Source organism: Ruegeria sp. CDSA246 (assembly GCF_059611225.1).
In genome coordinates, this window is sequence record NZ_JBXWPD010000016.1 from 80,561 (window position 1) to 107,032 (window position 26,472).

The window sequence follows — 26,472 nt, forward strand, 5'->3', positions numbered from 1 at the left end:
CGAAATCATGACGGAAACCTTCGATCACATCGTAATCGGCGGCGGCTCTGCCGGCGCCGCAGCTGCAGCGCGACTGGTCAACCAGGGCAAGTGCAGGGTTCTGTTGCTGGAGGCCGGGCATTCGCACCGCCATCCGTTGCTGGACATGCCGCCGGGTATCTTCAAGATGATCAACGGGTCCAAGTTCATGACCTATCACCAGACCGAACCGCAGGACCACCTTGACGGCCGCGTGCATGACATTCCGCAGGCCAACGTACTTGGCGGCGGGTCGTCCGTGAATGCGCAGGTCTATATGCGCGGTCGCCCTTCCGATTATGACGCTTGGAACGACCTACTCCGAAATACCAACGACAGGGTTGGTTGGGGATGGGACGATGTGCTGCCCTATTTCCGCAGGATGGAAGACAACAACAGACTTCACAATGACCTGCATGGCAGCAACGGTCCGCTGCAGGTCTCGGATCCGGGGCATATCGACGAAATGTCCCGTTGGTTCGTTCAGTCGGTGCAGGCCCTTGGCGAACCATTCAACACTGACTTCAACGGCGCAACACAGCGCGGTGTCGGCTTCTATCAATTCACCAATCGCGCCGGAAAGCGCAGCTCGTCAGCTTATGCTTTCCTCGACCCTCTCGAGAAAAACTCTAATTTGATCGTCCGGCTTGGCGCAACGGTCAGCAAAGTCATTGTCGAAAACGACAGGGCTGTCGGTGTGCAGTATCGCGACAAACACGGGTTCCACACCGTCCAGTGTGATGGTGAGATTGTCCTTGCGGCGGGCGCTCTGGTCACGCCGAAAATCCTATTGCTGTCGGGTATCGGACCGGATGCACATCTTGCCGAACACGATATTCCCGTGGTCTGCTCAGTGCCTGGGGTCGGCCAGAACTTGATCGACCACCCCGAAGTTCCAATCACCGCCTTTGCAAACGGTCCATACGGATATTTCAAACAAGGTGAAGGCTGGCGGATGCTGCGAAACGGCATACAGTTCAAACTGTTCGGCAGCGGCCCCGTGACTTCGGCCGGGGTCGAAGCCGGCGCGTTCGTCAATCCTTCGGCTCCTGATGGAGAACCAACCATCCAAGCCTTTTGCGTTCCCATCGTATATCTGGATCGCGACGCGCTGGACGAGGTGCAGGATGACTTTGGCCTGACCGTTACGACCGTCGTGGTCAAACCGAAATCACGCGGAGAGGTTCAGCTTCGTTCGAACGATCCTCTCGCCATGCCTGTGGTCTCGCCCAACCTTCTGAAGCATGAAGACGACATGCAAGAGATGATCCGGGGACAGCGGTTCTTTCGCCAGGCATTCACGTCCGGCCCGCTTGCACAAAGGATCCGCGAAATCGTCATTCCGATAGCGGACGACGAACAGACGCTGCGAGCACATTGTAAGAGATTCGTAAAAACCAACTATCACCCGGCGGGCACTGCCAAAATGGGCCGGGACGGCGACGGTATGGCAGTGCTGGACGCCAGAATGCGTGTGCGCGGGATCGAGCGCTTACGGGTTTGCGACATGTCCGCAGTGCCTGACATCAACGCCGGCAACACAAACGCACCTGCCATGATGCTTGGCGAACGATGCGCCGACCTGATCCTTGGCATCGGATCAGCACGCGAGGGACGCAATTCTTAACCTAAGCTGCGGCGTCGTCCGTCATTGATCCGATTTCTGGCGCAAAAAATGGCGTCGCGCTGCCCGCCCGACCGAAAACGGATTTTCCTAGATGTTTTCCGACTAATTCGAACTAGCCTCAGTTTGCCGCGGAAACCGCGAACCTATCCGGAACAAAGTTGACGCCACTCTCTAAGGGCGGCGGCGCGGGTCAGCTTGAATGTATCTCTGCTGGTGAGATCGCTCCTTGTTAAAGTGGTTGTAGACGGAGGAATGGACGGAGGCGAATGTCTGTAAACTTCGCACCCGCCTGAACCGCTGCATTACGCGTTCGCGTCGTCGAAACGGCAGGTGCGAATTCTCGACGCGGTTGTTGAGCCACCTGCCCGTCTGTTGTTTTTCAAGCGCGCCCAGTTCTCTGAGAGCGGCTCTGTATGAGGCAAAGCGATCCGTGACGATGGTTTCCGCTTTGCCGTGTCGCTTCATCAATTTCTCAAGGAATTTCAATGCTGCAGCATTGTTTTGGCGCTTGGTGACAACAGCTTCCAGTACCTCGCCTTCCTGATAAACGGCCCGCCAAATATAATGCCGCTTGCCATTTACCTTCACGAAGACCTCGTCGACGTGCCACTTCCATTTGGAGAACGCGCGCAGCAGCTGAACACGTTTCCGCCTTATATCAGCAGCAAACATCGGGCCAAACCTGTGCCACCAAAATCGAACAGTTTCGTGGCTCACGTCGATGCCTCGCTCGTGCACCAGATCTTCGACATTCCGAAGCGAGAGCGGGAAAGGATGTACAGCATCACCGCAAAGCGGATGATCTCGGGACTGGTTTTGAAGCATTTAAATGGTGATCGTCTTTCCATCCACAAAGGCTATGAATGCCCCCTGCCCGCCTCAAGCCAAGTTCTTCTGACAAAACCTACATTGCAGCGATTCAGACATCAGTCAGAGAGCCTTGCGCGCCAGACCTCAAATCGTTCAAGAACGTCTGGGTCGGTTGCAGGATAAAGTCCGATTACGGGGGTGTTTTTTCGCACTTCTTCCAGAACGAAGCGTTCGAACAACTCCATTGGGCCTGCCTCGATCGCAATGTCATCGGCGAGGTGACGTGGGATAATCATGACACCATCGCTGTCACCCAGAACGATGTCACCAGGATAGACCGCCACGCCGCCACACCCGATTGGCAAACCGACATCAACCGCATGATGTTTCGTAAGGTTGGTTGGGGCAGATGGTTTTGCGGCAAAGACTGGCATCTCAAGTGCTGCGGCACCGTCGGCGTCGCGAATGCCACCATCCGTGACAACGCCCGCTGCTCCGCGCATTTCTAGTCGCGTCAAAAGGATCGAACCTGCCGAGGCCGCCGATGCATCCTGCCGACAATCCATGACCAATACCGCGCGTTCAGGACATGTTTCCACGGCCACGCGCTGCGGGTGATCTGGCTCACGAAACGCCTCGATCGGGTCGGTGTCAGGCCGTGCAGGAATGTAGCGCAGTGTAAAAGCCGGGCCGACAAGGGAGGGCCTACCCTTGCCCAATGGGGCAACGCCTTGAACATAGGCGTTTTGATAACCGCGTTTGTAAAGCAGCGTGGCTACAGTCGCTGTGCTGACCTTTGACAAGCGATCAAGCGTATCCGGATGCAGTTTGATCGTTTCGGCAGGCTGAGGGTTCGGCAAGGGCTGGATCCTTCTGCTAAGGCTGTAGACAACTGTCGAGCAGGCTTTGGTTGATGGGAACAAGTGCACCTTTGCCTTGCACGACATGCCCTGCCAGTTTGCAGGCCAGCGCTATGCTGTCAGGTAAGGGTGTATCTGTTGCCAGTCCTGCCAGAATGCCAGCGTTGAAACTGTCGCCTGCAGCCGTCGTATCCACAACCGAGGCCAGAGGCGGAACATGGACTGAGCCCTCTGCGCCGCCGGTACGATAAAGGACCGTTTCTGCACCATTCTTGACAACGATCGTTTCCGCGCCCGCCCTTGCATAGCGCTGCAAAGTGGCCGCGGGGTCCTTGTCGCTGAACCAACGTGCCTCGTCCTCGAACGATGGCAAAGCGATATCGCTAACTGCGGCGGCCTGCATGATGTTCTCGGTCATCTCAGAGGGGCTGTCCCAAAGATGCGGGCGCAGATTGGGGTCGAAGGCAATCCGTTTTCCGGCGCGCCGCGCTGACTGAGCAACGTCGAGCAAGGCGGCGCGGCCTTCAAGGTTCAAGATTGCCAGAGTGATGCCCGAGAAATAGATGAGATCTGATTGCGTCATGGCGTGGGCAAGTGCTTGCTTGTCTTGGGCCAATAGGCGTGCGGCCGACTGGCCGCGCCAATAGGTAAAACTGCGTTCACCGTTGTTTAGCGTGATAAGATACAACCCCACTGAACGGTTTGGCACGATCCGCACCTGCTGGGTGTTGACCCCGCTTTCGCGCATCGAATCCAGCATCCGGGACGAGATGGCATCATTTCCGACGGCGGTAAAATAGGACAAGGGCGTTTCGGGTGTGAGTTGGGCCAGATACCAAGCCGTATTGAACGTGTCTCCGGCGAACCCCATTTGATACGTGCTTGGCGCGTCAGTTGGGGCCATTTCGGCCATGCATTCACCTATCGCGAGAATTCGCATAATCCGGTTTCCAGTACTTCGAAGTTTGACAAACGGTAGCGTTCGACTGTCAGGTAACCTGTTTTGCAGAGGTCACGAGAACAGCATTCCACCATTGATATCGACATTGGTCCCGGTCAGATAAGCCGAGTCCTCGCTTGCCAGAAACGCCACGAGGTTCGCAACGTCCTGAGACTGGCCTTGCCGCTTGAGCGGCGCAGCAGCTTCTAGCCCGCGACGGCCTGCATCGGGAGTATGGATGTTATGGAAATCCGTATCGATCATGCCTGGGCAGATTGCATTGACACGGATATCGGGACCCAGTTCTTTTGCAAGACTACGGGTGAGCGTCATGACCCCGCCTTTTGACGTTGCATAAGCCGACGCACCCGGGCCACCACCGTCGCGACCCGCCTGACTGGCGATGTTTACAATGGCCCCGGATTTCATATGCAGCAGTGCCGCTTTGACCATAAGAAACGTGCTGGTCAGGTTGAGATCCATGACAGCCTGCCAATGCTCAAGCGACATCTCGGTGATTTTCTTGCGCGCGATCAATCCTCCGGCATTGTTCACCAGAATGTCCAGGCTGCCATAGGTATCGACCGTCTTGGCGATCAACGCATCGACCTCTTCGGGTTTGTTCAGGTCGCCTTGCATTGCAAACGCCTGTCCACCGATCTTTTTGATCTCGGCTACGGTTTCCTCGGCGCCGGCACTACTGGCGAAGTAGTTCACCGCGACCTTCACCCCTTCGGAGGCGAGTTTGACAGCGCAGGCGCGCCCGATATCGCGGCCACCACCCGTGACAATTGCGGTCTTTCCCTGAAGTCTCATGGTTGCTTTTTCCCGTTCAATTGGTGCTGCTATGCGTGACTGATGGATCTGACGCTAAAGCTTGGCAAAATAGTCGAAGATTTCCGGCACGTTGCCGTCGCCCATGCCTGCGTCCGCGGCTGCCTGAAGGTTGTTCGCGGTTCCTTCAGCGATCTCGGCACGAGTGCCCACGTCCTCGGCCAGCTTCAGGAAGTAACCAAGATCCTTGTTGGCGTTGTTAATCGAAAACCCCAAATCGCTGACACCATCCACCGCGTAGTTCTTACAAAAGTGCATAAAGGGGGAATTGGACGGTCCAGCTGACATGATGTCAAAAAGCTGCTGTTTGTTTACACCTGAGCGTTCAGCCACAGCAAAGGCTTGGCTCATGGTGCAAGCTGTCGTCATGCCCATATAATTGTTGATGAGCTTGGTCACATGGCCTGCACCCAGCTCGCCGAGGTGAAAGACATTTTCCCCCAGTACATCCAGGACAGGTTTCACCTTCTCAAAGGTGGCTATATCGCCCGCTGCCATAATGTTCAGCAAACCATCCTTGGCGTGCGCGGGTGTGCGTCCCAGCGGCGCATCAATCATACCAGCACCTTTTGCGGCCAAGTCTGTGCCGATTTTGCGTGTGGACGCTGGGATCGAGGTACCAAAGTCAATGACCACAGCACCATCTTTGATGCCTGCCAGGATGCCGTCATCGCCGTAGATCAGGCTCTCGACGACATCCGATGTTGTTACACAAAGCATCACGATATCGCTGTTTTCAGCAAGCTCTCGTGGCGTTGTAACCTCTACAGCACCGCGGTTGACTGTGGCTGCGACGGCTTCCTTGTTCCGACCCATAACAACCAGATCAAAACTGTTGTTTTGCAGGCACTCTGCCATGTTACCGCCCATAAGACCGAGGCCGATGAAACCGATGACGGGTTTTGTCATATCTGACTCCTTAAACTCTTTCCAATTAGGCTTCGCAGAGTGCCGTGACCCCTGCCTGTGCAACTTCGAGATCCTGAGCTGGCGAACCCGAGCTGACACCAATCCCCCCAACCACCTGTCCGTCGACCGTCACGGGAAGGCCACCTGCAACGGTCACCATTCGTCCGCCCAGCGTTGAGGATATTCCGTGTGCGGCCATGCCAGGCTGATTTGCTTCACCAAGAGCATCGGTTCCTTTTTGGATACCGGTTGCAGTGAAACTCTTGTCGATGGCCAAAATGATGCTGGTAATCTTGCCACCATCCATCCGCTCAAACGCGATGAGGTTGCCGCTTTCGTCTGTGACGGCAATACACATCGGTACACCAATTTCCTGCGCCTTGGCTCGCGCTCCTGCGATCAACTTGCCCGCGTCATCGATGTCCAGGCGTCTTAGTGTCAGCATCGCCTCATTCTCCTTTGATTTAGGGACCAATGATCAAGTTCGGCAGTGTCAGCGATATTGCCGGTACAAAAGTGATCAGCATGAGCGCGGCAAAGATGGCGAGGTAGAAAGGCCAAATCGTTTTGACCGCTTTCTCCATCGGTAGTTTTCCAACAGCACACCCCACAAAGAGACAGGTCCCGACAGGTGGTGTGCAAAGACCAAGACCGAGGTTCACCAAAAGGATCATGCCGAACTGTAGCGGGTCGATGCCCAGCATGTTCATCACCGGCAGGAAAATCGGTGTGCAGATCAGGATCAACGCGGCCATGTCCATGATCATCCCTAAGAGCAACAGCACAGCGTTGATCATCAACAAGATCAGGATCGGGTTTTCTGTGATGCCCAACAGGAATTCGACTGTTTTTGTCGGCACCCGGTTGAACGTCAGCATATAGGCAAAGGCACCGGCGCAGGCGATCAGGATCATCACCATGGACGTTGTGCGCACCGAAGAGATAACGGCGGTTTTGAAGTTTTCCCAGGACAGGCTGCGATAGACAATAAGCGTCACCACAAAGGCATACATTGCCCCGAACGCGCCGGATTCAGTGACCGTAAAGACGCCTGACAAGACCCCTCCAACAATGATCACGGCCGTCAACAAGCCAGGGATCGATCCAACAAAGGCGATGGCCAGTGCGGTCCAACCCGGAAACTGTTCGGCCTGATAGCCGCGCTTGACCGCCACGACATAGGCGGCAATCGCAAGGCAGCAACACATAAGGACACCGGGCACAACTCCGGCCAGAAACAGTTTTGAGATTGAAACTGCACCGCCTGTTGCAAGGGCAAAGATGATCATGTTGTGGCTGGGAGGGATGATGATCCCGGCAATTGATGATGTCACTGTGACGTTCACCGCATAGTCGGCATCATAACCTTTGTCTTTCATCACCGGGATCAGGATTGACCCAAGCGCCGAGATATCTGCAATTGCCGATCCGGAAATGCCACCAAACAACATGGACGAGAAGACATTGACGATACCAAGCCCACCGCGCACAGCGCCTACGGCGGCCTGCGCAAACCGAACCAACCGGATCGCGATTCCACCGTGAAACATCAGCTCGCCCGCAAAGATAAAAAACGGGATCGCCATTAGGGAAAAGACGTTGATCCCGGACACGATACGCTGGAACCCAACAAACATCGGCAATCCTTCAAACCAAAAGGAAGCCAATGCAGCGATACCAAGGGCGTATGCCACTGGAGCGCCGATGATGACACATAGGGCAAAAACCCCCAACAGAATCATGAGTCCCATGACTATCCCTGATCTATGTTGTCTTGGCGTTCGTCTCGGCCCAGAAACAGGCGGATCAGATGGCCAGTGGAAAAAAGGAACACCAACGCGCCGCTGATTGTCAGTGGCAAGGAGCGCAAGCCCTCTGACCATTGGATGAGCGGGATCAGGGTGTTCCATTTGAATATTGTCAGCTCGATCCCGTACCAAAACATCATGCCACCGAAACCTGCCATCAGGACATCAGTGAGCACGACGAATACCGTTCGCACAGAGGGTGGGACTAAATTGCGGAACACGACAACAGAGAGGTGCGTGTGATTGTGCACACCCGCAGCCGCCCCGAGAAACGCGATGACCATAACCAAAAGCAGTGAAACCTGCTCAACCCAAGTGGGCGTGTTGTTCAGAACGTAGCGCCCGAACACCAGCCAGGCAAAGATCGCAGTCATAACCACAATGGCGACGCCAGACAGCAACATGCAAACTCGTGCGAGCAGATCAAGAATCCTGTCCATGTTGCGCATGGCGGCAGGGGAGGTATCGGGCTCTTGCATTGGATTTCCTCTGAGACAAAACGCCCGGCATCCAATTGGCGGAGCCGGGCGCTCAAAGTTGAACTGTTAAGACAACTTATTCAGTGGCTTGCGCCATTTCTACCAACGCTTTCATATCAGGATTTGCAGCCAAGTAGTCTGCATAAACCGAATCCATTGCGGACTGGAATGGGCCTTTGTCGGCGATTTCATTTACGGTGATGCCGGCCGCTTCAACATCTTTACGCGCTTGTTCAGAACCAATTGCCCAAAGCTCACGCTGGACCAATGCGGCTTCTTCTGCGGCACCGCGCACAGCGGCTTGCAATTCAGGAGAAAGCGCATTGAATTTGGTCGTGTTCACGCAGATGCACTCGGGGATAATCAGGTGTTCGGACAAAGAATAATTTGTGGTCACTTCATAGTGACCGACATTCTTGAACGACGGGAAGTTGTTCTCCGCACCATCAACAACGCCGGTTTTCAGCGCTTGCTGAACTTCGGAGAATGCCATTGGAGACGGGTTACCGCCCATAGCTGAAATCATAGATGTATAAAGATCGTTGTTCATCACACGGATTTTCAGACCTTCGACATCTGCGGGCGTGTTGATCGGCTTTTGGCTGTAGAAAGAACGCGCACCGGCATCGAACCATGCCAGTGGCAGAACACCTGCTTCACCCATCGCAGCTGAAACAACCTCACCGGCGTCGCCGTCCAGCACGCGGAACATGTGCGGCACATCTTTGAAGATGAAAGGAAGCGATACAAGGTTAGCTTCTTTCACCATTGGGCCAATGGGACCGAGGTTGAAGTTACCAACCTCGATTGCGCCGATACGAACCTGTTCTAGGGCATCCGGTTGGGAACCAAGAACACCACCGTGGAACACATCGACGGTAACTTCGCCGTCTGTAGCGGCGTCAACCAGTTCGGCAAACTTGTCCATTGCAGCCGTGTTGGGATGGCCGTCGTTGTGGATATTCCAGGCACGCCAGGTGTCAGCTGAAACTGACGTTGCAATGAATGCCACAGCGGTCGCAGTCGCAAAGAACGATTTCGTGAAAGTCATGGGTTCTCCTCCCCGGTTATTTTTGGACAGGATTTGGCTTTCATGGAATTTCAGAGACCGTAAGCCACGTAGCTTTCGATTTCCCCCAAGAACCAGAATCGCTGCTGCCCTTAAAGGGACACTAGTATCCAAGTTATGTCAACTGTAGGCTTTTAGTATGTCAGATTGCTTGACAGTCGAAAGCGCAGGGCATTTGATAGGTGACAGGCCTACATTGGTTCACTCAAGCAAAACAAAATAGAATATTCTATTTGTTTCAATGCCATAACAGTGGATCTGTAATTTGAAACGTGACTAAGACAGAGGGCGCAAGCAACATACCGTGGAAGAAATTGTCAGACGAACCACAACCGATGCGGTCTATGAAGCGCTACACGACGAGATCGTTTCGCTTGAAATTCTTCCCGGTACAAAGCTATCCGAAACAGAGGTAGCCAGCCGATTCGGCGTATCACGCCAACCGGTTCGCAACGCATTCACAAGGCTCGGCAACGAAGATCTGCTCTTAATACGACCACAAAAGGCGACCGTAGTTCGAGGGTTTTCTATGGAGCGTGTGGCTCTCGCTCGATTGGTTCGAATGGCGGTGGAGCTGGAGATCGTCCATCGAGCAATGGAAGTCTGGGACGCAACACGTGAAGCAAAACTTGCGGAAAATCTCGCCTTACAAGAGCAGGCGATCAGTGACGGTGATCTATCGGCGTTTCACGCGCTGGACTATGATTTTCACAAACTGATCTACGTGCTCAGCGGCAATCCGATGGCATTTGATGTAATGCTAGAATCCAAGCAAAAGGTTGACCGGCTTTGTATGCTCAGTCTTGAAAAGGGCAGTGCCGCAGACGCCATCCTCGCCGATCACCGAGAGATTGCACAGGCCATGGCGGCAGGAGACCATGATCAAGCGCAAGCCGCTGTCAGAACACACCTGTCCCGCCTCGACGAAACCATCGACTTCATTCACAAGACGCACCCAGGCTACTTTGAGTAACCGAGGCCATGCGATCTGTTGGTCTCAGGCCGTTCCTCGTTCCGGACGGTCATTATCAATATTGAATTTCATGCCGTCCAAAAGCTCTTCCAAATCGGGGCGTGCTGCTGGGCCGTTTGAGATATCGACCAACATCAGCGTCCCGTTCGGACGGATACCAAACGCACCAGGTTCGGCGAATAGACCTGTAGTTTCTGCATCAGACAGAGGTGATGACACAAAAAGACCAAGCGAGCGCATTTGCGCTTCGGTCATTCCATAACAAAGATCAAAATCCCAGCCAAATTCTGCTTTGTCCGCCGCAGCTTTTTCTTTGGTGTCGGCAGAGACAACGATAACGTCCATAACGTCAGCCCATGCTGACAGCGCCGCATTCAACTTGTTCAAGAAGCGCTTGCAGCGAGGACAATGCTTGCCTCGATAAACAAACAACATGGTCCAGCGGTCTTTTTGTTGACCGATCGTAACCTTGCCCTCAGACCCCAGCCTAAAAAAACTCATTTGCTCGATTTGCGCGCCAACATTTGGTTTGGCTGAGGTCATGAGTCGTTCCTTTCTTCTACAAACAAAGGCTTTGCGCGGATACCGTTAGCTTAGTTCATGTCACGTCAAGGCAATTATTGAAACCAAGATCGCGATATTATTTAGTGCTTGAAAGGCACGCTCGATCTAAGATTGCTGTCAGTTAACGAGGAATCACCGATACTTACCCGCCGTCACTCTACGGCCCTCGTTGCAGCCGCGCTTCTAATGCCGTAACAGGTGTGAGCGCAACCAGCGTACTTGTGTCGAATTCAACGCGAGCTGATCACCTGTGGCCCCCAAGAAACCTTTACAATCGAGACCAGAACGATCAAACGATCTGCCTGGTGAAATCCACAACGTCACCGTTACTACTTAACTGTAACTTTAGACTCACCGCAGTCATTGGACCGATTCTCTCAAACGTCAGCTTTGACGCGTTGAGCTGCCGTTCACGACCGGAAATTCGAAGTTTTTGTCCTGAACGACTGCTTTCACCAAAAGCGGACACTTACGGAAAACCGGTCCACTTCCGCTGTGCGGACATTGCTGACATTTTGAGAAATCCGTTTTAACGTTTCGAAGCGGAGGAGCAGCGATGTCAGAGCGATTGTTTGGTGGGTGCAAATGCGGGTCGGTTCGCTATGAAGGCACCCGTTTGGATGCACCCATGTTTCGTTGCCACTGTCGTGATTGCCAACAACTTACTGGATCGGGCCATTCAGAGATGGTGCCTCTCGCACTCGATGACTTCACGATAAGCGACACCTGCAAAACATACGAGATGTTGGGCGGATCTGGTCAATCAACCTTTAGCGGGTTCTGTCCGACGTGCGGGTCTCAAATTACGCGCAACAGCCAACGGATGAGCGACCGGATCTACGTACACGCGTCTTCATTGGACGATCCCGGCAAGTATGATCCAGAAAAATCTATTTACCAGAACTCTGCTCAGGAATGGGATGAAGCGGCGATCCTCAAAGGGTGAAAAGGGCTCGTTGCGGTCATCCGACGGTTTTACTCAGATGACCGGTTGATCACGTAAAGCAGACATTGCGAGGCGTGGTTCAAAAATCCGAACTTGAATGGCTGCTTTTACCGGTACCGGACATTCGCTGCACCTTGCAGGAGTGTCTGAGTTGCGGGACAAAGTGTGAATTCGCTGCGTTTGCACCAAGGTCTGCAATCTCGAGTAACCGGCCGCACGTGTGCGGCCGATCTTTCGATTTTACCGATCTGTGAGGAGATTTTCAGGTTGGTTCCGCTTCACCGGGGGGTGGAACGTTCAGCCGGTTTCACCAAATCCTTTCGGTACCGGCAAATCAGGCAAGGTTGCCGCTCGTTTTTGCAGGGCCCGCCCGATAACTACACGGCTGATTTCGGTTGTCCCGTCCACAATCCGCAGCATTTGTGCGAGGCGGGACAAACGATCCAGACCATAAGGCTGCAGCAGACCCATACCGCCCAACACTTGCGTACAGGTGTTCGCAACCTTCACTGCGGCATCTGGCACAAACCGTTTGGCATGAGCGGCCATCAGAGGGCCTTCGGGTGTGCCAAGGGATTCTGCCGCCTTTCGATAAAGCAGCTTGGAGGCTTCAAGATCGGTCGCAACCTCACCCAGCATCCACTGGATTCCGTCCAGATCGAGGTTCTTGCCGCCAAACATCTTGCGGTTCTTGGAATAGGACAGAGCCGTATCCAATGCGGCTTGCATCAATCCACAGCATCCTGACGCAATCGACACACGGGCGATATCGATCGCCATGAGCGAGCCTTGCAAGCCCTGACCGATCGGCAGGATGATGTTGTCTTCGCTCACCACCACCTTGTCCATGTACATCTCGGCCAGAGGCAAGAAGCTGTAGGACGGGGTATCATAGAGCGGTCCAAAGCTGAGGCCCGGCGCGTCGGCGGGAATGGCGATCATCGCCATATCCTTGTGGCCGGGTGCGTCACTGGTTTTGACCACGGTGAAATAGACATCAGCCTCACCGGCCAAGCTGACCCATGCCTTCGCACCGCTGATCGTCCAAGTGCCGTCATCATTGATCTGGGCGCGCGAATACATGTTTGTGGCATCCGAGCCGGATTGCGGTTCAGTCAGTGCAAAGTTCGCCAGTTTGCGCCCCGAAGTCAGATCCCGCGCCCATTTTTCCTTGAACGCATCCGTGCCATAACCGCAGCCCGCGAAGGTGCAGATGTTATGCATCGACAGGGCAAAGGCATAGGCACCATCGCCCAACCCCAGTTGTTCATAGACCTGAATGCCCTCTGCCAGTGGCAAGCCCTGACCACCAAACTCCTCGGGGGCGTAGAGCCCCGTCAGGCCAGCGGCCCCGGCCTTGTCAGACGCATCACGGGGCCACTTCTTTGCGGCGTTCCAGGCGTCCACATTGGGCAGGATGACCTGCTCGGCGTGGTCGCGTGCGGCTTGGAGTATGGTGGCGAGTTTGTCTGACATTGGTCGGTCCTTTCAGGGGCGATCATTCTCATATGACGCCATAACCCCGCAGCCACGGATGGCCGGATTGATGGGCTGTAAAGGCGAAAATTTAGATAAGAATGCTTTGTTGCAACAAGATTTAGCGATCGGGCTTGCTAAGCTCTATCTCTTGCGCTGACAGATCATTGTCCAAAAGTGACAAAAACGGCGCCTTACGTTTTTTCCTGCGGTAGGAGCTTGGCCTGCTGCCGGTCCAACGCTGAAAGGCCCGATGAAAGTTGGCAGCCGAGGAAAAGCCCACATCCTGCGCAATTGCCTCAACGCTTTTGCGCCCCGCCTGCAGGTCGCGGATCGCGGTGTCGCGGCGCAGGGCGTCTTTTATGGCCTGAAACGACGTGCCATCCGCCTGCAACCTGCGGATCAGGGTGCGCGGGGTCATGTGCATTGCGGATGCTGTCTGGGTCAGGGTGGCCGCGTCCCATCCCGCTTGGCCCAGATAGGTGCGCACGCGCAGCGATTGGGTGTGTTCACGCGACGAGGTGAAAATCCAGTCCCGCGGCGCGTTTTGCAAAAACCGGTCAAGGTCAGCGGTGCTGCGCGTCTGCACGGGACCCAGTGCATTCGGATCGAACGAGATTGCGGTGGCGGGCTGGCCAAACCGCAGCGATGCAGGAAAGATGATCGCGTAATCCTGATCAAAGTCCGGGCGATCAAACGCGAAATCAACGGCTTTAACCGGAACCTCATGCCCTGCCAGCCAAGACATGAGCCCGTGGGCAAGTTTGAGGATCAGCATGTGGCCAAACCGTTGCACAGGCGCATCTGTTTGCGGGTTCAGGCTCAGTGTGAGGGCGCTGTCAGTGTCATCCAGATCAAACTGATAGTCATCCAGCAGCAAATTCCAGAAGGTCGAAAACCGGTAAAGTGCAGATGGCAAGGATGTGGCTTCGCGCACTGTCGTCAGAAGGTGTTGCAGGGCACGCGGTCGCACGGGCCTGCTCCAAAGCCCCATCATCTCATCGCCGGTCTCAACTGCAGCAAGTTGATAGAGGCAAACGATCTGATCCAGCGTGACGCGACCATTCGGCGAGCGCGTATCCGCGTTCAGACCGGACCGGCTCAGCAGCGAAGCCATCTGCGCCTCTGGGCACAGGGCACGCAGCGCCGCCAGCCAGTCATCGACAAACTGGCTGGAAACCGTGGAAAGGATCGTTGGCGCGACATTGGTCATAACGCCTCAGGAGGTATCACCAATTCCGGTCGACATGAAACGCAGGCTTGCAGATGGCGACCCTCGCAGATGACAGAATGTCAATGTCTCAACCAGATAACGCTCTGCTTGAACTAATTTCAGTGGGGTCAGGCGACTTCGAACAGTGCTGCGGCGCCCATGCCTCCGCCGACACACATGGAGGTCACCACGTATTTCACGCCACGACGCCTCCCCTCAATCAGAGCATGCCCGACTTGTCTCGCACCTGTCATGCCGTAGGGGTGGCCAATCGATATTGCACCGCCGTTCACGTTGTAGATTTCGGGATCGATCCCAAGATGGTCACGGCAATACAGAACCTGGCAGGCAAAGGCTTCGTTAAGCTCCCAAAGGCCGATGTCTTCGATGCGAAGACCTGCATTCTTCAGCAGCTTTGGAATTGCAAAGATCGGGCCGACCCCCATCTCTTCCGGTGCGTTTCCTGCAACAGCCATGCCGCGATAGATACCTAGCGGTGTGAGGCCCTGCTGCTCAGCCACTTTGCCTTCCATGAGCACACAAGCCGAGGCCCCGTCAGAGAGTTGGCTTGCGTTTCCGGCAGTAATCACGCCTCCTTCGACAACTGGGTTCAATGCCCCGAGAGTTTCGGCCGTCGTGCCCGGCCGGTTGCCTTCGTCTTTTGACAAGGTCACCTCGTCCAGGGTTTCCTCTCCGGTTTCGCGGTTCTTGACCCGCTTTATCGCAGTGATCGGAACGATCTCGTCATCAAAGGCGCCAGCGGCCTGAGCCCGGGCCGTCCGACCTTGGGAAAGTGCAGCGTATTCATCCTGGGCGTCACGACTGATCCCATATACCTGCGCCACATTTTCCGCCGTCATCAGCATCGGCATATAGGCATGTTCAGATTGGGCGATAACGTTTGGATCTTTCTCATCGCCCGCCCATTTCAGATAGGCATTCTGCAGGATGGAAATATTTTCCTGCCCGCCTGCCACCGAGACATTCTGACCATCCACAATGACCTGCTTTGCGGCCGTCGCAATGGCCATCAATCCCGATGAACATTGCCTGTCGATCGTCTGTCCTGCCACCGTATTGGGAAGGCCCGCCGCCAGCGCCGACAAACGCGCGACATTCATGCCTGCGGTTCCCGCCGTAAGGACCGATCCGATGACGACATCTTCGATCGAACCGGGGTCCACGCCTGCACGTTCAACAGCGTGTTGAATGGCGTGCCCCATCATGGTAGGGGATTTGATGTTGTTCAGCGCACCTTTGAAGGCAGCCCCAATAGGGGTTCGTGCGGTTGAGACGACAACGGCTGCTCTCATGATTTTTCCTTTTTGGCATCAAAATGCGCGGCAAGTGTTACGCACGAGGTTGCGAGTTCTTCCAGCAAAGGCGCAGGCGTGAACCACATCTCACCATAGGCACCAAGCGACTGCCGATAGTGGTTCATGCGTTCCAGAATCTGGCTTAATCCAAACTCGTCGGCATAGTGCATTGGGCCGCCGCGCCAGTTCGGAAAGCCATAGCCGTTGGTCCAGATCAGGTCGCAATCACCCGGGCGCGTTGCAATGCCCTCTTCAAGGATCAAGAAGCCCTCGTTGATCAGGGGAAACAGACACCGTTCAAGGATTTCCTGATCGTCGATGTCCCTGCGCTTCACACCATGCAGGTCCGCCAGATCGGAACTGATTTGAACTATCTCAGGGTCTTCGACCCGTGTCCGTCCCTCGTAGACATAGCTTCCACGCCCGGTTTTCTGACCCAGTCGGCCCAGTTCAAACAACCTGTCCTGCACAGCCTGGTATGTCGGGTCATGCGCGATTTCACTACGCCGTTCCTGACGCACGCGTGCGCCCACATCGACTCCGGCCAGATCTGCCATCGCATGAATGCCCATGGCCATGCCGAAGCCTTCAAGGACGTCATCCACCTGTTTCGGCGTCACCCCCTCAAGAAGCAGACGAGATCCTTCGCGGAAGTATGGTTCCAGCATCCGGTTTCCAACAAAGCCGTAGCACACGCCAACCGTGACAGGGAGCTTCCGGATCTTCTTTGCGACCGTGATTGCCGTTGCAATGACATCGGGAGCGGTCTTGGCGCCGCGCACCACCTCCAGCAAGCGCATGACATTGGCCGGGCTGAAGAAATGGAGACCAATCACATCCTCCGGGCGGGACGTGACCGCGGCGATTTCATCAAGATCCAATGTCGATGTGTTTGAGGCCAGTATCGCGCCAGGTTTGGCGTGCTGGTCTAGGCTCGCGAAAATTTGGTGTTTGACATTCATGCTTTCAAACGCCGCTTCAATGATCAGGTCAGCCTTCGCAAGGTCTGCATAGCTGAGCGTCCCGGTGGCGTTGGCGGCGATTGCCTCTGCCCGATCGGCACTGAGCCGCCCTTTTTGAGCCGCACGCTGGAAATGCTCCCGGACCTTTTCCAGCCCCTGTTCCAGCGCAGTTTGTGTGGTTTCCAGAAGCGTGACCGGATATCCCGCCTGCAGAAAGGCGATGGCAATGCCGCGCCCCATCGTTCCGGCACCGATCACGGCGACCGATGAAATGCTACGTGGTTGGTCAGCACGGGTAACGCCGGGAACCTTGGTGCATTCACGCTCTGCGAAGAACAGATGCCGCCCCGCGCGCGATTGAGGTGTGTCGAGCAGTTCAGCGAAACCTGCCTTCTCTTGTGCCAACCCCTCGGCCAGCGGCAATTCGCACGCGGCCTCGATGGATACCAAGCAGCGTTCAGGGGCGACAAGGTTTTTGGACGTGTGCGCTATCTGGTCTCGGAAACCCGTCAGATATCCCTTCGGATCAGGGTGTGTGACGGTCATATCCATGCAACCGCGTTTCGGATCGCCCTCATGGCTGACACGGGTGGCGAAACCCAAAACATGCGCGCGAAAATCCTGGTCGTTCTCAAATAGTGCGTCGACCAGCCCACAAGACAGGGCATATTCGCCTTTCACGGGATCACCCGAGAGGATCATTTGCGTTGCCGCTTCCAGCCCGGCAATCCGGGGTAGTCGCTGGGTGCCTCCGGCACCAGGCAGCAGCCCCAGTTTGATCTCAGGTAGGCCCATCACGGCATCCGGCGTGGCGACACGGTAATCACAGGCAAGCGCGATCTCCAGCGCACCACCCATCGCGGGACCTGCTATCGCGACGATAATGGGTTTCTTGCTGGTTTCAATCGTTTCACACAGGTCTGGCAAGTCCGGCTTGTCCCAAACTGCCCCGGTACGGAACTCGACGATGTCAGCGCCGCCGCAAAAGAGCGGCAGAGCCGAACATAGAACGATGGCTTTGACCTGTTCATCGGCGTCCAACTCGTGGATGGCCGAGGAAAGCGCCAGTCGCATCTTGAGACCAAGAGCGTTCACTGGCGGGGCATTCAGCTCAATGAAAGCGACACCCTCGGTATGTTTAATGGAAATCATGTTTGGAAACCTCAATTGGACTGTTTGGCAAGATCTTGTTCGATCTCTGCCCAATCGTCGAAGTGGATTACATTGCAGGGTGAATTCACGTTCTCGAGCCAGACAAAGACGGAGATGAATGGCTGGTCATAGACCCGGGTGGCGTGGGGATCGCCCGCCGCGTTCCAGATAAGTGATCCAGCCGGATAATCCTGCCAGTCACGGGTGCCAAACCGCCAACCAGATTTCTCGGAAAGGTTCAGGTACAGTTCTGGCGCGTCGTGGTTGTGGTCGCGATACAGCGTCCTTGGTCCCAGCATGAAAATGCCAAGGTTGAAATCGAGATGGTGATATCCACATGCATCCGGCCCGATCAGCAGAGTATGCAGGTTGCACCTTGTGTATCCCTCTCCCAAATCGGCACCGGGGGGATAGAATTGGGCGTTGTCTTCGCGCCAGATCAGATCATCCTTGGCCGCTTTCAGACAGCCTGCGATTTCCTGCAATTCCGGGGCTGCAATCCCGGCGACAGCGTTCTTCAGAACCTCATCATGCCGGGTTCCTTGGGGAGGTAAGTCAATGAGCTTCTCATCGGACAGATCCATGGCTGCCAGCTTGTCCAACGTCAGATCAACGCCGCGCGTGGCAGCTCTGTGAGCCTGCAGATAGGTGACAATCGATTGAATAAGCGCCTGAATACGACGTTGTTTGTCTGTCATGATTTTAGGTCCGAGCGCGTTGAAATATCTTGCCGCACGAGTTTCTTGTCGAGCTTGCCGACGCTGGTTTTAGGTAGGCGGTCGACAAAGATTAATTCGTCTGGAACTGCCCATTTTGAGATCTCGCCTGCGTCAACCCACGACTGGATTTCTTCCATGACTCTCAAGCGCACAAGATCCGGGTCGGCATCCTTTGCGGCTTGAGCGACCAACACTGGCCTTTCGCCCCATTTCGCGTGCGGCAGCCCGATTGCTGCGACGTCCTCAACGCCGCTGCAAGACGATGCTATGTTTTCCAGTGCCAGTGAGGATATCCATTCGCCGCCGGTCTTAATCACATCCTTGAGGCGGTCAGTAATCTGCAACGATCCATTCTCGCGGATATACCCAACATCCCCGGTATGCAGATACCCACCGTCCCAAAGCTCATCCGAGGCTTGCGCATTATCCAGATAGCCTTGTGTCAACCAGGGAGCCCGAGCAACAACTTCGCCGGTTGTTTCGCCGTCATGTGGGACGTCCTGCATATCCGGTGTCACAACACGAAGGTCGACAAGAGGGCCGGGAAAGCCGGTTTGCGCCTGCATCTCGGGGTCATTGCTGGACAAATCGGCCACCGTCAGAAACGGACAGGTTTCGGACATCCCATAGGCCGCATGTAAGGATATGCCTGCCGCCGCGGCGCGGTCCTGCAGGCCTCGCGGCAAAGCGGCCCCGCCAATGATCACTTTCCATCTGTCCAGGTCAATTTGTGGGCAGCCCGGATGGTCGAGCACCATTGACAGAACCGTGGGCACGCAGTGTGAAAAGGTGACGTTTTCGTCTGCAATCAATCGCAAGATTGTGTCAGGGTCATATCGACCGGGATAGACCTGACGCAGCCCCAGCATCGTTGCGGCATATGGAAATCCCCAGCCGTGGACGTGAAACAAGGGCGTCAGCGGCATGTAGACGTCGCCGCGATGAAATCCGGCATTCCCGGGCCATGCGCCGAAACCTGCGATCAAGCTCAATGTGTGAAGGACCAACTGCCGATGTGAATAGCTCACCCCCTTGGGATTGCCGGTGGTCCCGGTTGTATAAAACAAGGTTGCCGTTTGGTTTTCATCGAAGTCCGGGAAGTCAAAGCTGCCTGGGGCTTTGCCTATCCACTCTTCATATCCTTCTCCGTCTCCAATCGGCACGATGGTGATGTCCCGATCAAAGCCCGATTTGATACCCTCAATGAGCGGCATGAAATCGCGGTGCACGATGATCAGATCCGGTTGTCCATGGTTGATCGTATAAAGAACCTGAGCAGGAGACAGACGCACGTTGATCGTGAAAAGGGACCCGCCCATCATCGGGATTGCGAAAAAACACTCAAGATAACGGTGCGTATCCCAATCCATGACACCAACGCGCATACCCTCATGTATCCCGCTCGCCTTTAAAGAATTGGCAAGTTGGCGCACGCGTTTGCCCAAGTCCGCATAGCTCAACCGCATTTCGGTGCCGCTGACGATCTCTTGGCTGGCTGACGCGAGCTGGGATCCGGCCAGCAAGTGTTTAATCAGCAACGGATAGCCATATGCATTTGGCGAGGGTGAAAGTGGTGGCATGAAGGTGGAATCCCATAACATCTCTATCTGCTAATCTGGCATTTCTCACCCCGTGGAAGAAATGAAAGAAATTTCCTTTCATCAAGAAATTCTAACCGATCACATCGCACCGCGAATTGCGTGCTACCCCCTGACAGGTTATGAAAAAGAGTATCAATACCCTGCTATGTTCGCGCCCGTCGTCGGATAACTCTGCTTGAGGGTAAGCAGAATTGATTTCATCGAGGAGATGCAGCAATGACCACTCACATGCCCACGCTGGTTTCACTGCGCGCTTTTGAGGCGGTGGCGCGTCACAAGAGTTTCCGAAAGGCCGCTGACGAGATTTGTGTGACGCATGCGGCAGTCAGCCACCAGGTCAAAGCATTAGAAACAACAATCGGTGTTAAACTACTGGAACGCACAAGCCGTTCGGTCGAGCTAACACCGGCTGGCGAGCAATATTACCCGCCAATACGCGAACACATTCAGGGAATCATCAAAGCCACTCGGCGCATCCAGACACCTGAGGAACCGGACGTGTTGCTCGTTCAGTCCTACGCAAGTTTCAATACAATGTGGTTACAGCCCAGATTGGCAGACTTTCTTCAGGATAATCCGGACACACGCGTGCGCATCGTCTCTACTTTTGAAGACGGTGATTATGACATGCACCGGTTCGATGTGGGCGTGTTCAACGCGCCACCATTTGACAAACGGTTTGACTATAGCCCCTTGTTCGAAACGGATATCTACCCGGTATGTGCTCCGGAGGCCTTGAAAACCGCAAGCGGTGGAATGCCGCTGGAAGAGCTAAGAAATTTCCTGTTGCTGAGTGTCCCAAACACATGGAATGAGCCGGATGACTGGGACTGCTGGTTGGATGCGGCGGGCTTAGATCGCGAAACGATGAAATTTGGCTCTGTTTTCGACAATTACCCGCTGGTCCGTGAAGCTGTTCTAAAAAATCACGGTATCAGCGTCGCAAGAGCACCGTTTTGCACGCGTGACCTTGAAAGGGAGCGCCTGGTCAAACCGTTTGATATTTCGGTGCCCGAGCCAGGCAGCTGGTATCTGGCGACGCAAAAAGAACGTGCACCCAACCCAAAGCTCGATACGTTTGTTGACTGGCTGTTCGAACAGATCGAAGCCGACCCAACCATGCGGCTATTTCGGGCCTGATCTGATGAATTCCAGCTTTGTCGTCAGCGCGCGTCAGGACTGACGTGCGCCTGCTTCGGATGCGACGCGAGGGACGAGTGCGCGAACCAGTTCAGTCATATCCAGTGAGCCGACTGTCTTCTCCCCATCCTTGACAACATAGGCGTGTGACGTATCCCCGCCGGACCGCGCGATCATGCTTTCGAGCGTGTCGTTCACGTCCACTTCGCCATGGGCATCTTCTGGCACTTGGCCACCGTCCAGCGGGGTCATGATCGAGCGGACCCGCAGAACCCGTGCTCGGTTGATGTCGCTCACGAAGTCTTCGATGTAAGGATCGTTGGGGTTCAACAGAATATGCTGCGGCTCGCCCTGCTGCACGACAAAGCCGTCTTTAAGGATCACAAGGTGATCGGCCAGCTTCAACGCCTCATCTAGATCGTGAGTGATGAAGATGATGGTCTTGTGCAGCTCTTTTTGCAGCTCGAGCAGCAGGTCTTGCATGTCTGTTCGGATCAGTGGGTCAAGAGCCGAGAAAGCCTCGTCCATCAGCATGATCGGTGTGTTCGCGGTCAGCGCCCGGGCAATGCCCACACGCTGTTGCATCCCACCGGACAATTGCGCTGGATAATGGTTCTCGAACCCGCTCAGACCCACGCGATCCAGCCACTTGGCGGCTTCACGGTCGCAAGTCGCCTCGTCCTCGCCGCGCACCGAGAGCGGCATGCCTGCGTTCTTCAGCACGGTTTTGTGCGGCAAAAGCGCGAACTTCTGGAACACCATCGACATCTTTTCCTGTCGAGCATGGCGCAACCCGTCCTCGGACAGTTGCATCACGTCCTCACCCTGCACGATGATCTCGCCCGCAGTGGGTTCGATCAACCGGTTCAGGTGGCGGATCAGAGTAGATTTCCCAGAGCCGGACAGGCCCATGACCACTGTGATTTCCCCCGCCTGCATATCGACGTTGATGTTGTTGAGCCCCAACACGTGCCCGTGCTGCGCCAGCAATTCTTCCTTGCCCATGCCTCCTTTGGCATGCTGCAACACGTCCTTGTCGCGGGCGCCAAAGATTTTATAGAGCCCGGACAGGCGGACCATTGGTTGTGTCATTGAACCGGCTCCTTAATGTTTGACTTGGGTCTTATCGACCCGTGTGAGAGCTGCCTTGGATACGCGGTCAAGGATCACGGCCAGCAGAACAATGCCGATGCCCGCGACGATGCCCACACCCAGTTCAAGGTTTCGGATACCGCGCAACACGTTCACGCCAAGGCCAGGGGCCGAAACAAGAGAGGCGATCACGACCATGGCAAGGCTCATCATGATGGTCTGGTTGATTCCGGCCATGATATTGGGCAGCGCTAAAGGGAGTTGCACCCGCATCAGTTTCTGGCGGTCCTTCATGCCAAAGGCATTGGCCGCCTCGATCACATCCCTGTCGACAAGCCGGATGCCAAGGTCGGTCAAACGGATCACCGGCACAATCGCGTAAAGGATGATCGCAATCCCGTACAGTTTGGATTCCGTGACCGAGAACAAGAAAATCAGAGGGATCAGGTACACGAATGTCGGCAGGGTCTGCAGCAGGTCGAGCAACGGAACGACGCCTTTTTGCAATCGGTCGGATTTCGACATGGCAATTCCAATGGGCACACCGAACAGCACCGAAATCGTCGTACACACAAAGACGATCGACAGGGTTTGCATCGCCACATCGTAGTGGTCTACGAGGGCCAGCATCATAATCGAGGCGGCCACGAAGATCGTCACAGGGCGCGAACGTGACGCGTACCAGGAAATCGCCACCAGAAGCGGTACCATGATGAACCATGGCGTCGCTTCAAACAGCCAAAGTGCGCCATCCAATATCCAGCTCAATGGCTGCGTGATCGGGTCCAGAACGGTTTTCAGGACCGGTTTGGCTGCCAGAAACCCTTCTTCGATCCCGTTGGTTACATCGCGCGACTGCCATATGCGGTTGCAGCTTTCGTGCAGATTATCAAACGAGGGAATTGGAATGAGCGGCTCAGAGGCCTCTTCTCCTCCTGCTTGCGCCGCAAGATCAGCCAGCGAAAGAGGCGCTTTGTCATCGGACGTGCCACACCATTCGCTCAAACCCAATGCGCTGAATAACTTGTCATAGAAGGCCATTTTTCCCACTTTCCGATCTACTTCAGTGCGTTAGGGGCATCGCTGAGGATGCCCCTGTCCATGCAGTTTACTGCAGCAAGGCGGAAAGTTTGTCGCGCGCAGCATCGTTAAGCCACGCCCCCCAGACATCCTTGTAGGTTGTTAGGAAATGCACCGCGCCTTCATCGTAGGAGGCATTGTTGTCTTCAACCCATGCCAGCGTTTCGCCCATCTGAGCGTTGGTGAAGGATAGATTTGTCATCAGGTCAGACACTGCTGCGTTTTCGGCCATGAATTCTTTCGACAGAACTGTAACGACTTCACTGCGGGGGAAGGCGCTCATTTCTGGCGTCGCGCATTCCGCTGTGATGTTGCAGGCGTGCTTTTCAGGGTCATGGGGGCCCATATCGACCAGGGTCATCGGGTATTTGCCCAGTACCGATGTTGGTGCCCAATAAAAGCCGAACCATGGCTCTTTGTTTTCGTAGGCGGCAGCGATCGAAGCCGCAAGGGTTTCGCCTGATCCATGCACGAAGTTTTCAATGCCTGCATCAATCAGCCCGCCTGCCTTCATCAGGTTGGTGCTGACATTTAGACAGGTCCATCCCTCGGGGCAGTTGTGAAAGCGATTTCCGACGAGTTCGGGGTTGGCTGCGATGCCTTCAATTGTTGCCAGTTCCGGATGCTCTTCCACAAGGTAGTTCGGAACAAAGAACCCTTCGACACCGCCATCTGACAAAACTTCGGTCACAGGAATGATCGCACCTGAAGCAACCAGCCCTTGGTAAGCCGGCGCGCCGTTTGTCCAGATTTCAGTCAGAATATCGGGCTCTCCGGTCTCGGATACGGATGCCAGCGCAGGGTTGCTCGAGAGCGGAACCGTGGTCACTTCGCAACCATAGCCTTGCTCCATCAGAAACTTCGAGACCGCGGTCACAATTTGCGCTGACCCCCAATCGGCCTGCATCAGTGATACTTCACCGCATTCGTTTGCCTGGGCCGCCGAAGCGGTGATTGCCGCAGCAAATACGCACCCGAGACCCGCTGAAATCTTGAACATTTCTTTCCTCCTTGTCATCGGCGAAACAGGGGCAGAGAAACGCTCCAAGCCAAAATTCGCCTTGTTTGTAGTGATGATTTGTACCGACAGGCCTAATGGCAAAAAACTGAAAAGAATTTTGGATCATGTACAATTGTTTACAGGTGGAGAGTTGAAGCCAGGCTCGAATTTAGTGACCTCCGTTCCAACGAAAGCTTCTTAGATGTAAATCCATAGGTGGCTTATGCGTGTGTATTATTGCCTCTTCTCAGGAGTCGGCAGGAGGAGTGATCAAACCCGGGGACGTCCGTTCTGTGCTCATCACGCCCATTCGAACTAGCTGCAGCATCGGTAGATTGGGCTCATACCAGACTCCGGTGCCGTTGCAGAAAGGGCCCCTGCCCCACCTATAACTGATCATGCGGACGGCCCATTCCGGACGTTGACCACCCTGTGGTGATGCCGCAGTGCGGCCCGTCGAAGGAGACATTCGCTGCGAGCGCTAAATCTGGAATTAGTTGATTTCATACATCGCTGACAAAGCTGCTCTTCAATGCATTCACCACCTGTTTTGAGCGAATTCGTAGAATTTCGGGAACCTTTCCGCCTTTCCTGCATCCAATGAACCATGAGCGCACGAATGCGCAACTGATGAAAACCTTGGAAAGGACCCAACCATGCTTAGAAGCACCGTATTTGCTTTTGGATTTATCGTCACTGCCGTACCAGCGGCCAAAGCCCACGATGAACAGGCTCTCGCGAATGCCCCCGCCGGTGATCCTTATGTAAAGGTGAGCGATGTTCTCCCCCTGCCTGAGTTCATCCCAGGTCTGGGAACACTCTTCGTTGACCCGGCCACACTGCCCGCCGGTCCGTTTCTCGCTTATGATCGGGACGGGCGTCTGTCAGCTACGATCTACATGACCCCATTCGACGATCTGCAAAACGGTACGTCATTCGATGGACTGAATATCGGATCACATACAGTCAGTTCGACAGATATTTATTACAATGCTGGGCACCCCGGCGTGGATAAACCGCATGTGCATGTCGTTCTGTTTCACGATGAAAATGCAAAAGATCGTCTGGCCGAATGATCTGTACGCGACGTCATGCTGTATGGCTTGGGGTGTGTGCAGTCGCCTTCGTCGCTGGTTCGCGGAGCGTGCTTGCGCAGCCGACCGCCACAGTAGAGATGCGCGGAAGTCCCCGTGGCGAGCGCATCTGGTATGATCCTGTTGGTCTTGCCGTGTCTCCGGGCACCACCGTCCGGTTCATCAATCGCGATCCCGGCAACAGCCATACGGCAACCGCCTATCATCCGGCTAACTATGATCGAAGGCAGCGCATTCCCACTGACGCCGACCCATGGGACAGCGACTTTTTGCTTCCGGATGAGCATTTTGAAGTCACTCTGACTGCACCAGGAGTATATGACTACTATTGCCTACCGCACGAAATGTCGGCGATGGTCGGTCGTATAGTGGTTGGAACCCCTGGCGACGCCGGATGGGAGGGAAGTTCAAACGACAAGAGTGATGTGTCGGAAGAGGTCCTGGCAGCTTTGCCTTTGGTACAGAGGATCCTTTCGGAAGGCACCGTGAGCAGGGAGGACGGATCATGAAGGTCCAAACAACGCCTTCGGCAACAAGCATCCGCCGATGCGGCCAAGTCGGAAGCTGAGCTAGTAAGAGCCGTGCGTGAAGGAAGCGAACTCGCAGTCCGGGAGCTTATCCGTCGCCTGAACCCCCGCTTGTTTCGCGTCGCCCGAGGTATCCTCGACAGCGAGACCGAGGCAGAAGAAGCGCTGCAAGAGGCTTATCTCTCTTGTCTGACGTCAGCGCCAATGGGACAGTTTAGGTCGATTTGATAAGAGAGGGTTTCTGGCTCATCGTAACCGCCAAG

Annotated in this window: 24 protein-coding genes and 1 pseudogene; 6 read left to right on the top strand and 19 right to left on the bottom strand. The window is 55.1% G+C overall.

From position 1 onward, the window contains the following. Positions 1-7: 7 nt before the first annotated feature. A complete protein-coding gene (locus AC2FI9_RS18895) occupies positions 8-1,645 on the top strand; it encodes a GMC family oxidoreductase (protein WP_496769804.1) in 1,638 nt (545 codons plus the stop codon). A gap of 143 nt (positions 1,646-1,788) precedes the next feature. Here AC2FI9_RS18895 and AC2FI9_RS18900 read toward each other — a convergent pair. The 9 genes and pseudogenes from AC2FI9_RS18900 to AC2FI9_RS18940 form a co-directional block, all read right to left on the bottom strand. Continuing rightward, a pseudogene (locus tag AC2FI9_RS18900) lies at positions 1,789-2,493 on the bottom strand (IS6 family transposase). A 78-nt stretch (positions 2,494-2,571) separates the two neighbouring features. Next, positions 2,572-3,315 carry a ribonuclease activity regulator RraA gene (locus AC2FI9_RS18905; RefSeq protein WP_496769805.1) on the bottom strand — a complete coding sequence of 248 codons (744 nt, stop codon included), beginning with the start codon at positions 3,313-3,315 and terminating at the stop codon, positions 2,572-2,574. 16 nt (positions 3,316-3,331) lie between these two features. Further along, positions 3,332-4,255 carry a sugar kinase gene (locus AC2FI9_RS18910; protein ID WP_496769807.1) on the bottom strand — a complete coding sequence of 308 codons (924 nt, stop codon included), beginning with the start codon at positions 4,253-4,255 and terminating at the stop codon, positions 3,332-3,334. Positions 4,256-4,327: 72 nt separating this feature from the next. Continuing rightward, positions 4,328-5,071: an SDR family NAD(P)-dependent oxidoreductase gene (locus tag AC2FI9_RS18915; RefSeq protein ID WP_496769809.1), complete on the bottom strand. Its 744-nt coding sequence runs from the start codon at positions 5,069-5,071 to the stop codon at positions 4,328-4,330. Positions 5,072-5,125: 54 nt separating this feature from the next. Then, complete coding sequence (locus AC2FI9_RS18920; RefSeq protein WP_496741691.1) at positions 5,126-6,061, bottom strand: NAD(P)-dependent oxidoreductase; 936 nt, start codon at positions 6,059-6,061, stop codon at positions 5,126-5,128. Further along, positions 6,024-6,443 carry a GlcG/HbpS family heme-binding protein gene (locus AC2FI9_RS18925; protein WP_496721849.1) on the bottom strand — a complete coding sequence of 140 codons (420 nt, stop codon included), beginning with the start codon at positions 6,441-6,443 and terminating at the stop codon, positions 6,024-6,026. The genes AC2FI9_RS18920 and AC2FI9_RS18925 overlap by 38 nt, the downstream gene beginning before the upstream one ends. 19 nt (positions 6,444-6,462) lie before the next feature. Further along, positions 6,463-7,749, bottom strand: a complete 1,287-nt coding sequence (locus AC2FI9_RS18930; protein WP_010437285.1) for a TRAP transporter large permease — start codon at positions 7,747-7,749, stop codon at positions 6,463-6,465. 2 nt (positions 7,750-7,751) lie between these two features. Further along, a complete protein-coding gene (locus tag AC2FI9_RS18935) occupies positions 7,752-8,285 on the bottom strand; it encodes a TRAP transporter small permease (protein WP_496721847.1) in 534 nt (177 codons plus the stop codon). A 76-nt stretch (positions 8,286-8,361) separates the two neighbouring features. After that, on the bottom strand, positions 8,362-9,336 hold the full coding sequence (locus tag AC2FI9_RS18940; protein WP_496769811.1) for a TRAP transporter substrate-binding protein: 975 nt from the start codon (positions 9,334-9,336) through the stop codon (positions 8,362-8,364). Positions 9,337-9,658: 322 nt separating this feature from the next. Here AC2FI9_RS18940 and AC2FI9_RS18945 point away from each other — a divergent pair, with 322 nt between their 5' ends. Then, a complete protein-coding gene (locus AC2FI9_RS18945) occupies positions 9,659-10,327 on the top strand; it encodes a GntR family transcriptional regulator (protein ID WP_480793256.1) in 669 nt (222 codons plus the stop codon). Between the two features lie 24 nt (positions 10,328-10,351). On the opposite strand, the gene AC2FI9_RS18950 is transcribed toward AC2FI9_RS18945, so the two are convergent. After that, complete coding sequence (locus AC2FI9_RS18950; protein ID WP_496769812.1) at positions 10,352-10,870, bottom strand: redoxin domain-containing protein; 519 nt, start codon at positions 10,868-10,870, stop codon at positions 10,352-10,354. A gap of 577 nt (positions 10,871-11,447) precedes the next feature. Between AC2FI9_RS18950 and AC2FI9_RS18955 the strand changes: the two genes are divergently transcribed. Continuing rightward, a complete protein-coding gene (locus tag AC2FI9_RS18955) occupies positions 11,448-11,837 on the top strand; it encodes a GFA family protein (protein ID WP_170491477.1) in 390 nt (129 codons plus the stop codon). Between the two features lie 297 nt (positions 11,838-12,134). Here the strand turns inward: AC2FI9_RS18955 and AC2FI9_RS18960 are convergent, their stop codons facing one another. The 6 genes from AC2FI9_RS18960 to AC2FI9_RS18985 form a co-directional block, all read right to left on the bottom strand. After that, positions 12,135-13,313, bottom strand: a complete 1,179-nt coding sequence (locus AC2FI9_RS18960) for an acyl-CoA dehydrogenase family protein (RefSeq protein ID WP_142638596.1) — start codon at positions 13,311-13,313, stop codon at positions 12,135-12,137. Between the two features lie 121 nt (positions 13,314-13,434). Then, on the bottom strand, positions 13,435-14,526 hold the full coding sequence (locus AC2FI9_RS18965; RefSeq protein WP_246097261.1) for an AraC family transcriptional regulator: 1,092 nt from the start codon (positions 14,524-14,526) through the stop codon (positions 13,435-13,437). A 128-nt stretch (positions 14,527-14,654) separates the two neighbouring features. Beyond that, on the bottom strand, positions 14,655-15,839 hold the full coding sequence (locus AC2FI9_RS18970; RefSeq protein ID WP_142638594.1) for an acetyl-CoA C-acyltransferase: 1,185 nt from the start codon (positions 15,837-15,839) through the stop codon (positions 14,655-14,657). Further along, complete coding sequence (locus tag AC2FI9_RS18975) at positions 15,836-17,956, bottom strand: 3-hydroxyacyl-CoA dehydrogenase NAD-binding domain-containing protein (protein WP_142638592.1); 2,121 nt, start codon at positions 17,954-17,956, stop codon at positions 15,836-15,838. The genes AC2FI9_RS18970 and AC2FI9_RS18975 overlap by 4 nt, the downstream gene beginning before the upstream one ends. Before the next feature lie 11 nt (positions 17,957-17,967). After that, entirely contained in the window at positions 17,968-18,654 is a 687-nt protein-coding gene (locus AC2FI9_RS18980) for a dimethylsulfonioproprionate lyase family protein (protein ID WP_058277181.1), read from the bottom strand. After that, a complete protein-coding gene (locus AC2FI9_RS18985) occupies positions 18,651-20,255 on the bottom strand; it encodes a fatty acid--CoA ligase (protein WP_142638589.1) in 1,605 nt (534 codons plus the stop codon). Before AC2FI9_RS18985 ends, AC2FI9_RS18980 begins: the two co-directional genes overlap by 4 nt. 237 nt (positions 20,256-20,492) lie before the next feature. On the opposite strand from AC2FI9_RS18985, the gene AC2FI9_RS18990 reads away from it, so the two are divergent. Continuing rightward, positions 20,493-21,416 carry a LysR substrate-binding domain-containing protein gene (locus AC2FI9_RS18990; protein WP_058277183.1) on the top strand — a complete coding sequence of 308 codons (924 nt, stop codon included), beginning with the start codon at positions 20,493-20,495 and terminating at the stop codon, positions 21,414-21,416. Positions 21,417-21,449: 33 nt separating this feature from the next. Here the strand turns inward: AC2FI9_RS18990 and AC2FI9_RS18995 are convergent, their stop codons facing one another. The 3 genes from AC2FI9_RS18995 to AC2FI9_RS19005 form a co-directional block, all read right to left on the bottom strand. Next, positions 21,450-22,508 (bottom strand): quaternary amine ABC transporter ATP-binding protein, encoded by a 1,059-nt coding sequence (locus AC2FI9_RS18995; protein WP_058274115.1) that lies wholly within the window; start codon positions 22,506-22,508, stop codon positions 21,450-21,452. A 12-nt stretch (positions 22,509-22,520) separates the two neighbouring features. Beyond that, on the bottom strand, positions 22,521-23,549 hold the full coding sequence (locus AC2FI9_RS19000) for an ABC transporter permease (protein ID WP_058274114.1): 1,029 nt from the start codon (positions 23,547-23,549) through the stop codon (positions 22,521-22,523). Positions 23,550-23,616: 67 nt separating this feature from the next. Next, positions 23,617-24,588 (bottom strand): ABC transporter substrate-binding protein, encoded by a 972-nt coding sequence (locus AC2FI9_RS19005; protein ID WP_142638587.1) that lies wholly within the window; start codon positions 24,586-24,588, stop codon positions 23,617-23,619. A gap of 656 nt (positions 24,589-25,244) precedes the next feature. Here AC2FI9_RS19005 and AC2FI9_RS19010 point away from each other — a divergent pair. Both AC2FI9_RS19010 and AC2FI9_RS19015 read left to right on the top strand, forming a co-directional pair. Then, a complete protein-coding gene (locus AC2FI9_RS19010) occupies positions 25,245-25,664 on the top strand; it encodes a hypothetical protein (RefSeq protein WP_496758579.1) in 420 nt (139 codons plus the stop codon). 98 nt (positions 25,665-25,762) lie between these two features. Beyond that, on the top strand, positions 25,763-26,191 hold the full coding sequence (locus AC2FI9_RS19015; RefSeq protein ID WP_496758575.1) for a plastocyanin/azurin family copper-binding protein: 429 nt from the start codon (positions 25,763-25,765) through the stop codon (positions 26,189-26,191). Positions 26,192-26,472 lie beyond the last annotated feature (281 nt).

Bases quoted from the DNA above. Each gene is read 5' to 3' on its own strand.
- AC2FI9_RS18895 (WP_496769804.1), top strand. From the start codon at position 8: ATGACGGAAACCTTCGATCACATCGTAATCGGCGGCGGCTCTGCCGGC.
- AC2FI9_RS18910 (WP_496769807.1), bottom strand. From the start codon at position 4,255: ATGCGAATTCTCGCGATAGGTGAATGCATGGCCGAAATGGCCCCAACT.
- AC2FI9_RS18915 (WP_496769809.1), bottom strand. From the start codon at position 5,071: ATGAGACTTCAGGGAAAGACCGCAATTGTCACGGGTGGTGGCCGCGAT.
- AC2FI9_RS18925 (WP_496721849.1), bottom strand. From the start codon at position 6,443: ATGCTGACACTAAGACGCCTGGACATCGATGACGCGGGCAAGTTGATC.
- AC2FI9_RS18930 (WP_010437285.1), bottom strand. From the start codon at position 7,749: ATGGGACTCATGATTCTGTTGGGGGTTTTTGCCCTATGTGTCATCATC.
- AC2FI9_RS18935 (WP_496721847.1), bottom strand. From the start codon at position 8,285: ATGCAAGAGCCCGATACCTCCCCTGCCGCCATGCGCAACATGGACAGG.
- AC2FI9_RS18940 (WP_496769811.1), bottom strand. From the start codon at position 9,336: ATGACTTTCACGAAATCGTTCTTTGCGACTGCGACCGCTGTGGCATTC.
- AC2FI9_RS18950 (WP_496769812.1), bottom strand. From the start codon at position 10,870: ATGACCTCAGCCAAACCAAATGTTGGCGCGCAAATCGAGCAAATGAGT.
- AC2FI9_RS18955 (WP_170491477.1), top strand. From the start codon at position 11,448: ATGTCAGAGCGATTGTTTGGTGGGTGCAAATGCGGGTCGGTTCGCTAT.
- AC2FI9_RS18960 (WP_142638596.1), bottom strand. From the start codon at position 13,313: ATGTCAGACAAACTCGCCACCATACTCCAAGCCGCACGCGACCACGCC.
- AC2FI9_RS18965 (WP_246097261.1), bottom strand. From the start codon at position 14,526: ATGACCAATGTCGCGCCAACGATCCTTTCCACGGTTTCCAGCCAGTTT.
- AC2FI9_RS18970 (WP_142638594.1), bottom strand. From the start codon at position 15,839: ATGAGAGCAGCCGTTGTCGTCTCAACCGCACGAACCCCTATTGGGGCT.
- AC2FI9_RS18975 (WP_142638592.1), bottom strand. From the start codon at position 17,956: ATGATTTCCATTAAACATACCGAGGGTGTCGCTTTCATTGAGCTGAAT.
- AC2FI9_RS18980 (WP_058277181.1), bottom strand. From the start codon at position 18,654: ATGACAGACAAACAACGTCGTATTCAGGCGCTTATTCAATCGATTGTC.
- AC2FI9_RS18985 (WP_142638589.1), bottom strand. From the start codon at position 20,255: ATGCCACCACTTTCACCCTCGCCAAATGCATATGGCTATCCGTTGCTG.
- AC2FI9_RS18990 (WP_058277183.1), top strand. From the start codon at position 20,493: ATGACCACTCACATGCCCACGCTGGTTTCACTGCGCGCTTTTGAGGCG.
- AC2FI9_RS18995 (WP_058274115.1), bottom strand. From the start codon at position 22,508: ATGACACAACCAATGGTCCGCCTGTCCGGGCTCTATAAAATCTTTGGC.
- AC2FI9_RS19000 (WP_058274114.1), bottom strand. From the start codon at position 23,549: ATGGCCTTCTATGACAAGTTATTCAGCGCATTGGGTTTGAGCGAATGG.
- AC2FI9_RS19005 (WP_142638587.1), bottom strand. From the start codon at position 24,588: ATGTTCAAGATTTCAGCGGGTCTCGGGTGCGTATTTGCTGCGGCAATC.
- AC2FI9_RS19010 (WP_496758579.1), top strand. From the start codon at position 25,245: ATGCTTAGAAGCACCGTATTTGCTTTTGGATTTATCGTCACTGCCGTA.
- AC2FI9_RS19015 (WP_496758575.1), top strand. From the start codon at position 25,763: ATGCGCGGAAGTCCCCGTGGCGAGCGCATCTGGTATGATCCTGTTGGT.